This window comes from Arthrobacter sp. Bi26 (assembly GCF_918697925.1).
Taxonomy (GTDB): domain Bacteria; phylum Actinomycetota; class Actinomycetes; order Actinomycetales; family Micrococcaceae; genus Arthrobacter.
The window spans coordinates 1-10,984 of sequence record NZ_CAKKMF010000121.1 but is presented as its reverse complement, the minus strand read 5'-3'; the positions used below and the strand labels follow the sequence as shown (position 1 = coordinate 10,984).

Here is a 10,984-nt window from a genome sequence, read left to right as displayed (position 1 = left end):
CAGTAGGCCCCGTGTCGGTCCGCCTGAGCCGGATGGACCCTGCCAGTTGCCCGTCGCAGCTGATGGCCCAGCTCTTCTGCCCCGCGGGACCGTCCAGGCCGGCGGCGGAGGCGCGGTGGAATTCGCGGAACCAGCTGATCCGATCGGTGTTCCAGCCGGCGGCCGTCCCCAGCGGCGGGGTGACCTCGTCGGCGTCGGCGTCCCGGAGCGCAAGTTCCAGGAGCTGTGCGAGCACGGCCTCGCTGACGTCAAGAAGCGCGACCGCGGGCACGGGCTCAGCTGATGGGGACATCGATCCACTCCGTTTCTCCGGGCAACAGCGATGCGCTGCCGGCTGACATGGCGGCCACGCGGTCCGCGGCCCGGGCCAGCTCTTCCGGATCATCCGGGAGCGCCAGCCTCAGGACAGTAGTCTGCGCCTCGTAACGGGTTTCAGCCATGACATACCCCGCGGCGCGCAGATCGTTCTCGAGCCGCCCGGCCACGGCGTGCTGCACTGGCACTGAGCAGATTCGTAGCCGGCGGCGCCGCACGAGGGGCGCGAGCTCCAGCGCCTCGGACACAGATTCCGAATAGGCACGCACCAGGCCGCCGGCGCCCAGGAGAATTCCGCCGAAATAGCGCACCACGATCGCGGCGACGTCGCTGAGATCGGCGACGCCGGGCGCGGTCTCCCGCTTCAGCAGCGCCTCGAGCATGGGGAGGCCCGCCGTGCCGGACGGCTCGCCGTCGTCGTTGGACCTCTGCACGTCCCGGTCGGGGCCGAGCACGAAGGCGAAGCAGTGATGCCGGGCGTCATGGAATTCCCGGCGCAGGCGGCCCAGGGCGGCCCGGGCGGCGTCCTCGTCCGCCGTTCGGGCCAGGACGGTGATGAACCGGGACCGCTTGACCTCGATTTCGTGGCGGAACTCGGTCCCCGCGGCGAGGGTGGTGTAGAGGGCCGTCCTGCTCTCGGGGGTTTCCGCCGCATCTGCCACCGGTTCAGTTTAGTCTGGTGAGGTGTTGAAGATCGGGTTGACCGGCGGGATCGCTTCGGGGAAGTCAATGGTTGCGTCGCGCCTGCGCGAACTGGGAGCAGTGCTTGTCGACGCCGACGCGCTGGCCAGGGAGGTCGTGGAACCAGGAACGCCAGGGCTGGCGAAGGTGGTCGAGGCCTTCGGTGCCGCCATCCTGACGTCGGACGGCCGGCTGGACCGGGCTCGGCTCGGTGCCATGGTCTTCGGCGACCCTGAGCGCCTGGCCGTGCTCAACGGGATCATCCACCCCTTGGTGCGGGAGGGCGCCGCAGCGATTGTTGCCGCCGCCCCGGCCGGCGCCGTCGTGGTCCAGGACATCCCGCTGCTGGTCGAAACCGGACAAGGGAAGAACTTCCACCTGGTGGTCGTGGTGGATGCCCCGGATGGCGTCCGGATCCAACGCATGACCGAACACCGCAACATGAGCGTCGAGCAGGCGCACGCCCGCATGAGCGCCCAGGCGAGCCGCAAGGACAGGCTGGCGGCGGCGGACGTCGTGCTCGAGAACGCGGGCACCCCGGAACAACTCCGGCGCGCCGTGGACGCGCTGTGGGAGGAGCGGCTGACGCCGTTCGCGCTGAACCTCAAGGAACAGCGGATTGCACCGCGGACGGAAGGGCCGGTCCTCTCCACCGCCGATCCGGCCTGGGCGGCCCAGGCCGGCCGGCTGATTGCCCGTTTGCACGCCGCGGTTCCGCAGGACGTCCTGGCCGTGGACCACATCGGGTCCACGGCCGTCCCGGACCTTGACGCCAAAGATGTGATCGACCTCCAGCTGAGCGTCCGCGACCTCGACGCCGCGGACCGGATCGCGCCGCTGCTGGCCGACGCGGGATTCCCGCGCTGGCCCGGCATCATTGCCGACAACCCCAAGCCCACTCACCCGGACCCCGCCGACTGGGGCAAGCGGCTGCACGGCAACGCCGATCCAGGCCGGCCGGTGAATCTTCACCTCCGCGCGGCAGGTTCCCCGGGCTGGCGGTATGCCCTGTGCTTCCGCGACTGGCTCCGCGCCGATCCCGAGGCCCGGGCGGACTATGTCGCGGAAAAGAAGCGGGTGGCCGGGCTGCATGAGACAGACAAGTCCACCGCCGGCTATGCCGCCGATAAAGAGGGCTGGTTCACCGACTACGCTGCGCCCCGGATGGAAGCGTGGGTGCGGCGCACGGGATGGCTGGCGCCGTCGTACTTTGACGCTGAGCGGGCGGACGACGGCGGTGCGGACGACGGCGCTAGCGGCACCGTCAGCGGCGCCGCGGCCCCTGCCTCAGGCTCCGCCAGCACGGTCGGCCCAGGAACTGCCCAAAGCTGAATCAGGACATCCTGTCGCAGCCCGGCGGTAGATTAGGTACATGAGTCTTGCCCAGGAAATCAACCGCGTCGTGGCGCCCTTCGAGGTCATCAGCGAGTTCCAGCCGGCGGGTGACCAGCCGGCCGCCATCGCCGAACTGACCGAGCGCATCAAGAACGGCGAAAAAGACGTCGTGCTGCTCGGCGCGACCGGCACCGGCAAGAGCGCGACGACGGCTTGGCTGATCGAGCAGGTCCAGCGTCCCACCCTGGTGATGGTGCAGAACAAGACCCTCGCCGCGCAGCTGGCCAACGAATTCCGGGAACTGCTGCCGAACAACGCGGTGGAGTACTTCGTCTCCTACTACGACTACTACCAGCCCGAGGCCTACGTCGCCCAGACGGACACCTTCATCGAGAAGGACTCCTCCGTCAACGAGGAAGTCGAACGGCTCCGGCACTCCGCCACCAACGCGCTGCTGACCCGCCGCGACGTGATTGTGGTGGCCACCGTCTCCTGCATCTACGGCCTGGGCACCCCGGAAGAATACATCGCCGGCATGGTGACCCTCCGCAGGGGAGCGGAGATGAACCGCGACGACCTGCTCCGGAAGTTCGTTTCCATGCAGTACACCCGCAACGACATGGACTTCCACCGCGGCACGTTCCGGGTGCGCGGCGACACCGTGGAAATCATCCCGATGTACGAGGAACTGGCGATCCGGATCGAGTTCTTCGGGGACGAGATCGAGAACATCCAGACCCTTCACCCGTTGACCGGCGAAGTGCTCCGGGACGAGACCGAAATGTACGTCTTCCCCGCCTCGCACTACGTCGCCGGTCCGGAACGGATGGGCCGGGCGATCAAGAGAATCGAAGACGAACTGGCCGAGCGTCTCGCGGTGCTGGAAGGCCAGAACAAGCTGGTCGAGGCCCAACGGCTCCGGATGCGCACCACCTATGACCTGGAAATGATGCAGCAGATGGGGTTCTGCAACGGCATCGAGAACTATTCCTCGCACATTGACGGCCGTGCCCGCGGGACCGCGCCGCACTGCCTCATCGACTACTTCCCGGACGATTTCCTCCTGGTGATCGATGAATCCCACGTCACCGTCCCGCAGATCGGCGCCATGTACGAGGGCGACATGTCCCGCAAACGGAACCTCGTGGACCACGGCTTCAGGCTGCCCTCGGCGATGGACAACCGCCCGCTCAAGTGGGACGAGTTCCAGGACCGCGTGGGCCAGACCGTCTACCTCTCCGCCACCCCGGGCAAATACGAGCTCGGCAAGTCCGACGGCTCCGTCCAGCAGATCATCCGCCCCACCGGCCTGATCGACCCGGAGGTCGTCGTCAAGCCCACGAAGGGGCAGATCGATGACCTGCTGGGCGAAATCCGGACCCGTACCGCGAAGAACGAGCGGGTCCTGGTCACCACCTTGACCAAGCGGATGGCCGAGGACCTCACGGACTACCTGCTGGGCCATGGTGTAAAGGTCGAATATCTGCACTCCGACGTCGACACCCTGCGCCGCGTCGAACTCCTGCGCGAACTGCGGATGGGTGTCTTCGACGTCCTCGTCGGCATCAACCTGCTCCGCGAAGGCCTCGACCTCCCGGAGGTGTCGCTGGTCAGCATCCTGGACGCGGACAAGGAAGGCTTCCTGCGCTCCTCGACGTCCCTGATCCAGACCATCGGGCGAGCCGCCCGCAACGTGTCCGGCCAGGTGCACATGTACGCGGACCGGATCACCGACTCGATGGCCCACGCCATCGACGAGACGAACCGCCGCCGCGCCATCCAGGTTGCCTACAACACGGAGAAGGGGATCGATCCCCAGCCGCTGCGGAAGAAGATCGCGGACATCACCGACCAGCTGGCCAAGGAAGATGCCGACACCCGCGAGCTGCTGGCCGCGGCCGGCAAGAACCGCGGCAAGGGCAAGGGCGCCGCGCACATCCGCGCGGACGGGCTCGCGGCCGCACCGGCGGAGGACCTCGTTGGCCTGATCGAGCAGCTGACCGAACAGATGCACGCCGCAGCCGGGGAGCTGCAGTTCGAACTCGCCGCCCGGCTCCGCGACGAGGTGGGGGAACTGAAGAAGGAGCTGCGTCAAATGCAATCCGCGGGGCACGCCTAGGGTAAACTCGGACAAACGTAGGGGAGTATCCCAAGCGCTACGATCGTCAACACGCACGGCTACGATGCCGCGCCGGGCGTAGCGGGCAGCCAGGCAGCGTCATGCGCCAGCGGTCGGAGAGACTTACACCGCTGAGCTGTACCCTACGAAAGGTATTTCCCCGTGCCCGAGCTTCCCCTGTGGTTTGAGATCGGCTCGTTTGTCGCCCTCGGCGTCATCCTTGCCATCGACCTGCTGATGGTCCTCAAACGCCCGCATGAGCCCTCCATGAAAGAAGCCGGGTTGTGGGTTGCGTTCTACGTGGCCCTGGCCCTGGTCTTCGCCGGCGCCATGTTCGCCTTCACCGGCCCGGAATTCGGCGGCCAGTTCATCGCCGGCTGGGTGACGGAATACAGCCTGAGCATCGACAACCTGTTCGTCTTCATCATCATCATGGCGCGCTTCTCGGTACCGCGAAAATACCAGCAGGAAGTGCTCATGGTGGGCATCATCATCGCCCTCATCCTCCGCGGCATATTCATCATGCTCGGCGCGATCGTGATCGAGCAGTTCAGCTGGGTCTTCTATATCTTCGGTGCCTTCCTGCTCTGGACCGCCTGGAAGCAGGCCCAGGACGAGGGCGAGGACGAGGAAGACAAGGAAAACCCGCTGATCGCCCGGATCCGCAGGGTCCTGCCGATGTCCGAGAAGTTCGACGGCGGCAAGCTCCGCACCGTCGTCGACGGCAAGAAGGTCTTCACCCCGATGCTGATCGTCTTTGTGACCATCGGCATGACGGACCTGCTCTTCGCCGTCGACTCCATTCCGGCCATCTTCGGCCTCACCCAGAGCGCCTTCATCGTCTTCACCGCGAACATTTTCGCCCTGATGGGGCTGCGCCAGCTGTACTTCCTGCTCGGCGGCCTGATGAACCGGCTCATTTACCTCAAGCACGCGCTCTCCGTGATCCTGGCGTTCATCGGCGTCAAGCTGGTCCTGCACGCCATGCACGTCAACGAGCTGCCCTTCATCAACGGCGGCCAGCACATTGAATGGGCACCGGAGATCCCCACGTACGTCTCGCTCGGAGTGATCATCGGCACCATCGTCATCGCGGTGGTCGCCAGCCTGGTCAGCTCCAAGGCGTCCAAGTCGAAGCTGGACGCCCGGCTGGAAGAGGACTCCCGCAAGAGCCTGAGCGACGTCGACTAGCGCCGCACCGCCGGTTTACCGGCAGCGCGCAGCAGAACGGCGCTGGACCCTCACAGGTCCGGCGCCGTCCTTGTCTGGGTTTGCGCCGGCGGCCATCAGTGGAGCCGGTGCCAGGTCAGCGGCGGGCGGAACGGGCCATTCCCAGCAGGCGCCCGAAGATCGCCTCGCCGTCGTCCGCGATGCCGTCGTGGTGGAACTCGTCGGACTCCCACACCTGCAGGCCCCGGACGGCGGCTGCTGTTTCCAGGGAGAGCTCACGGTCCACGTAGATGTCGTCGGTGTAGACGGCCGCGGCGACGGGCACGGAATTCAGCGCCAGCCTCTCCGGATCATAGAGCGGCGCCCAGTCGTCCTTTTCGGCGAGGAGCCGGGCCACGTCCTGCAGCGGGCGCAGGGCCGGGTCCTGCTCGAAGTACCAGGGGTACACCATTTCCCCGGTCAGGAGCGGCTCACCGGCGTCGGGGCGGAACTCCGGGAATTCCTCCAGCACGCGCCAGGCGGCCCAGCTGGTGGCCCCGGCCTGGCCGTATATGGACTCGTGCATCAGCGCGTACAAGGGGTTGGCGGCCCTTGAGACGATTCCCCGGACCTGTTCCAGGAAGGCGTCCGAGAGGCGGACGCCGTCGGGTGTGGCCACGAAGGCGTCTTCGAGGAGGTGGTGCAGCGCGTCCACCCGGGTATTGCCGCCCAGGAACGAGCCCACCATCTGGAACCGTTCCACGGTGAGCCGGCCGCCGTCGGGCAGGAATTCCTCCGTGTCCCGGAGGTGCCGGGCGATCCGGGTGATCGTGGCCCGGTCCTCGGGGTACCAGTCAAAGTATTCGGCGTTCCGGGCCGCGACCCGCTGAAATGTAGCCCTGTACACCCGGTCCGCGGAACCGCCCAGCGGGGCCAGTCCGCCCGTCACGAGCACCTCGCGCAGACCTTCGGGCGCGAAGGAAAGGTAGCTGAGTGCGCAGAAACCGCCGTAGCTCTGGCCGTAGATGGTCCAGGGGGCGGAGCCGAGGGCCGCCCGGATGGCCTCGGCGTCGGCGACGATCGAGTCGGCGCGGAAGTGCGTCAGGTAGCGGGCCTGGTCCGCGCCGGTGCCGCGCAGCGGAAGTGTGTTGCGGTCCACGGCCGAGGACAGGCCGGTGCCGCGCTGGTCCAGCATGAGGATCCGGAAGTCCCTCGCGGCGGCCTTGCTCCAGCCGCCCAGGGACGGGAACCGGTTGCCGCGCCCGCCGGGACCGCCCTGCAGGAAGAGCAGCCAGGGGAGCTCGGCGGCGTTTTCCTCGCTGTGTTCCGTGGACACGTACTCGCGGGCGAACACCGAGATGGTCTCGCCGCGCCGTCCCGCCTCGCTGAAGTGGTCCAGGGGGACCTGGAAGTAGTGTTCAGTGGTCCGCATTCCACGGAAGGTGTGGCGTGCCCGGACGCTGTGCCGGACGGTAGATGCAGACTCCAGGAGGGAGGCTCCCATGAGCCCCGTCAGCGGGAGATCAGCCACGGGCGGCCGCCCCGCGGGAGTCGGCGGGGGAACCGGCGAGGGCGCCTGCACCAGGATCTGCCCCGGTAAGTGTGCCGGAAACTAGGCGGGGGGCGCCGAAAGCCGCCAGCGCGGCTCCGGCGAGGCGGAAGGTGGACCATTCCTCCATCGGTGCGGCGCCAAGCTTCTTGTAGAAGTTGATGGAGGGCTCGTTCCAGTCCAGCACGCTCCATTCGACGCGCGCGTAGCCGCGGTCGACGGCGGTCGCGGCCAGGTGCTGCAGGAGTGCTTTGCCGTGGCCCTCGCCGCGGGCCTCCGGCCTGACGTAGAGGTCCTCCAGGTAGATCCCGTGGACGCCTTCCCACGTGGAGTAGTTCAGGAACCAGAGGGCGAAGCCCCGCACCTCGCCGGACGCGTTCTCCGCCATGGTGGCGAAGACCCTCGGATTTTCGCCGAAGAGGACCTCGGTGAGCAGCTCGGGGGTATTCCGGACGGCGTCCGGTTCCTTCTCGTAGAGGGCGAGGTCGTGGATCATCTGCAGGATGGCAGGGACGTCATGCGGTGCGGCAGGGCGGATTACACTCATTATTCGAGTTTACCCGCGGCGCGCACCGTCCCCGGGACGGCCCCCGCCGGCGCCGTGTGCCGGCGCGCACCGTCCCCGGGCCGGCGCCGCCGGCTAGAGCCGGTTGACGTCCGTGACGCGGACGACGGCGGTCCCGGACTCGTCCGAAGCCGCCAGATCCACCTCGGCGGAGATGCCCCAGTCGTGGTGGCGGGCCGGGTCATCGAAGATCTGCCGGACCTTCCACGCGCCGGGTCCCTCGGTGATGATCAGCAGCCCGGGGCCGCGGGCGTCCGGGCCGGTGCCGATGTCGTTGTGTTCGTCGAAGTAGTCATCCAGGGCATCCTCCCAGCGCTCCGCGTCCCAGCCGGAACCGGCGTCGAGCTCGCCCAAGGCGGTGGCGGCCTCATCGGCGAACAGCTCCACGCGGCGGAACATCTCGTTGCGCACCATCACCCGGAAGGCCCGGATGTTGGAGGTCAGCGACGGCGGCGGGGGCGGGGGAGCGTCGTGCGGTGTGGGCGCAGCGCCGGACGTCAGTTCTTCCCATTCGTCGAGCAGGCTGGAGTCCACCTGGCGGACCAGTTCGCCCAGCCAGGCGACGAGGTCCTCGAGGTCCTCCCGGAGCGCATCCTGCGGGACGGTCTGGCGGAGCGCCTTGAAGCCGTCGGCGAGGTAGCGCAGCACGATCCCCTCCGAGCGGGCCAGGCCGTAGAACTGGACGAATTCGCCGAAGTTCATGGCGCGCTCGTACATGTCCCGGACCACGGACTTGGGCGCGAGCTCAAAGTCGCCGACCCAGGGCGCGGCCTTGCGGTAGACATCGAAGGCCTCGCCGAGGATCTCCGCGAGCGGCTGCGGGTAGGTGACCTCCTCGAGCATCGCCATCCTCTGGTCGTACTCGATGCCGTCGGCCTTCATCGCCGCGATGGCTTCTCCACGCGCCTTCTTCTGCTGTGCCGTCAGGATCTGGCGCGGCTTCTCCAGGGTCGCCTCGATCACGGACACAACGTCCAGGGCGTACGACGGCGACTCCGGGTCCAGCAGCTCCAGCGCGGCGAGGGCGAACGGCGACAGAGGCTGGTTGAGGGCAAAGTTGGCCTGCAGGTGGACCGTGAGCCGGACCGTGCGGCCGTCTGCACCCTGCTCTTCCGGCGGGATCCGCTCCACGACGCCGGCAGCGAGCAGTTCGCGGTAGATTCCCAGTGCCTTCTTCATGAGCCGCAGCTGCGCCGGGCGGGTCTCGTGGTTTTCGGTGAGCAGGCGGCGGGCGGCCTGGAACGGGTCGCCGGGGCGTTCCATGAGGTTCATCAGCATCGCGTGCGTCACGGTGAAACTCGACGTGAGGGGATCCGGAACAGACTCGACCAGCCGCTTGTAGGTCGGTTCACCCCAGGACACGAAACCCTCCGGGGGCTTCTTCTTAACTACCTGGCGCAGCTTCTTCTGGTCGTCGCCGAACTTGGCGGTGGCCTTGGCCATCGCCTTCACGTTCTCGGTCACGTGCTCCGGGGCCTGGACCACCACGGTTCCGGCAGTGTCATAGCCGGCGCGTCCGGCGCGCCCCGCGATCTGGTGGAATTCGCGGGAGTTCAACAGCCGGGTGCGGACACCGTCGTACTTGCTCAGGGCCGTGAGCAGCACGGTGCGGATGGGCACGTTGATGCCCACCCCGAGGGTATCCGTGCCGCAGATGACCTTCAGCAGGCCGGCCTGGGCTAGCTGTTCGACCAGCCGGCGGTACTTCGGCAGCATGCCGGCGTGGTGGACGCCGATGCCGTGCCGGACCAGCCGGTTGAGGGTCTTGCCGAAGCCCGCGGCGAAGCGGAACCCGGCGATGAGCTCGGCAATCTTGTCTTTTTCCTCGCGGGTGCAGACGTTGATGCTCATCAGGTTCTGGGCCCGGTCAATCGCTTCGACCTGGCTGAAGTGGACCACGTAGACCGGGACCTGCTTGGTGGCGAGCAGCTCCTCAAGGGTCTCGTGGACCGGGGTCTGCTCGAAGTAGTAGTGCAGCGGAATGGGACGTTCCGCGGAACTGACGGTCGTTGTCGCGCGGCCTGTCAGTTCGCGGAGGCCGTCCTCGAAACGGCTGACGTCGCCGAGGGTCGCCGACATCAGCAGGAACTGCGCCTGGGGCAGTTCGAGCAGCGGCACCTGCCACGCCCAGCCGCGCTGCGGGTCCGAGTAGAAGTGGAACTCGTCCATGATGACGGCGCCAAGTTGGGCCGCCGCACCTTCACGCAGGGCGATGTTGGCCAGAATTTCGGCAGTGCAGCAGATGATCGGGGCGTCCTGGTTGACGCCGGAGTCGCCGGTGATCATACCCACGTTGTCGGCCCCGAAGATCTCGCAGAGGGCGAAGAACTTCTCCGAAACAAGGGCCTTGATCGGGGCGGTGTAGTAGCTGCGCTGCCCGCGGGCCATGGCCTGGAAATGCGCGGCGATGGCCACAAGGGATTTCCCGGATCCGGTCGGCGTGGCCAGGATGACGTTGGAGCCGGCGGCCAGCTCCATGACGGCCTCGTCCTGGGCGGTGTAGAGGGCAAGGCCGCGGGTCTCGGTCCACTCGACGAACCGGGTGTAGAGCTCGTCCGGGTCCAGGGCCGTCCTGCCGGGGACTCGGGCGGCCGGGGCGGGGAGCTGATCAACGAGTTTCATTGCTGTCCAGCTTAGTGCCCGCGCAGTGCCCGCGGCACCGGCGCGGGCCCTGCGCTGCACGCAGCGAATAGGTGCCTCCTTGGCTGGCCCAAGGGGCGGGGCTAGGCTTCGGTTAGGACGACTTTGCCGGGAACTGGAGGCGCCATGAAGTGGGATCCCGAGAAATATGTGCAGTTCGGGGATTACCGGGACAGGCCATTTTTTGACCTGACGGGGCGGATTCATGCCGAAGCCCCGCGGCACGTCGTGGACCTCGGCTGCGGTCCCGGCAACCTGACCGCGACGCTCGCGGACCGGTGGCCGGGCGCCCAGGTGGTGGGCCTGGATTCTTCGCCGGAAATGCTGGCCACCTCAAAGGACTACGCAGCCGCGGCAGCCAATCTTTCCTACGAGCTGTCCGACATCGCACACTGGCTGCCGTCCGGAGACACCGATGTGGTGGTCACCAACGCCGCCCTGCAGTGGGTGCCCGGCCACCGGAAAATGCTGCCCGAGTGGCTCGATGCCCTCAAACCTGGCGCCTGGTTCGCGCTTCAGGTGCCGGGGAACTTCAACGCCCCGTCCCACACCCTGATGCGGGAACTCGCCGAGTCCCCGGCCTGGGCGGGGCGGCTCGCCGGGGTTCTGCGCCACGAGGACGTGGTGGGGG

8 protein-coding genes and 1 pseudogene are annotated in these 10,984 nt (G+C 67.5%); 4 read left to right on the top strand and 5 right to left on the bottom strand.

Annotation, left to right across the window (positions count from 1 at the left end):
* Positions 1-292, bottom strand: a pseudogene (locus LQV16_RS21400) (GNAT family N-acetyltransferase); the annotation flags it as partial.
* Complete coding sequence (locus LQV16_RS21395) at positions 276-977, bottom strand: YigZ family protein (protein WP_229995870.1); 702 nt, start codon at positions 975-977, stop codon at positions 276-278. The pseudogene LQV16_RS21400 and the gene LQV16_RS21395, both read right to left, overlap by 17 nt.
* A 22-nt stretch (positions 978-999) precedes the next feature.
* On the opposite strand from LQV16_RS21395, the gene coaE reads away from it, so the two are divergent.
* From coaE to LQV16_RS21380, 3 genes are all read left to right on the top strand, one after another.
* Entirely contained in the window at positions 1,000-2,328 is a 1,329-nt protein-coding gene (coaE, locus tag LQV16_RS21390; protein WP_229995869.1) for a dephospho-CoA kinase, read from the top strand.
* Positions 2,329-2,368: 40 nt separating this feature from the next.
* Entirely contained in the window at positions 2,369-4,450 is a 2,082-nt protein-coding gene (uvrB, locus tag LQV16_RS21385; protein WP_229995868.1) for an excinuclease ABC subunit UvrB, read from the top strand.
* Between the two features lie 162 nt (positions 4,451-4,612).
* Positions 4,613-5,641 carry a TerC family protein gene (locus LQV16_RS21380; protein WP_229995867.1) on the top strand — a complete coding sequence of 343 codons (1,029 nt, stop codon included), beginning with the start codon at positions 4,613-4,615 and terminating at the stop codon, positions 5,639-5,641.
* A gap of 115 nt (positions 5,642-5,756) precedes the next feature.
* Here the strand turns inward: LQV16_RS21380 and LQV16_RS21375 are convergent, their stop codons facing one another.
* From LQV16_RS21375 to LQV16_RS21365, 3 genes are all read right to left on the bottom strand, one after another.
* Positions 5,757-7,103 carry an alpha/beta fold hydrolase gene (locus tag LQV16_RS21375; protein ID WP_229995871.1) on the bottom strand — a complete coding sequence of 449 codons (1,347 nt, stop codon included), beginning with the start codon at positions 7,101-7,103 and terminating at the stop codon, positions 5,757-5,759.
* Positions 7,104-7,122: 19 nt separating this feature from the next.
* Positions 7,123-7,695 (bottom strand): GNAT family N-acetyltransferase, encoded by a 573-nt coding sequence (locus LQV16_RS21370; RefSeq protein WP_229995866.1) that lies wholly within the window; start codon positions 7,693-7,695, stop codon positions 7,123-7,125.
* 93 nt (positions 7,696-7,788) lie between these two features.
* On the bottom strand, positions 7,789-10,335 hold the full coding sequence (locus LQV16_RS21365) for a DEAD/DEAH box helicase (RefSeq protein ID WP_229995865.1): 2,547 nt from the start codon (positions 10,333-10,335) through the stop codon (positions 7,789-7,791).
* Positions 10,336-10,479: 144 nt separating this feature from the next.
* Here LQV16_RS21365 and LQV16_RS21360 point away from each other — a divergent pair.
* A partial coding sequence (locus tag LQV16_RS21360) for a methyltransferase domain-containing protein (protein ID WP_229995864.1) occupies positions 10,480-10,984 on the top strand: 505 nt, incomplete at its 3' end.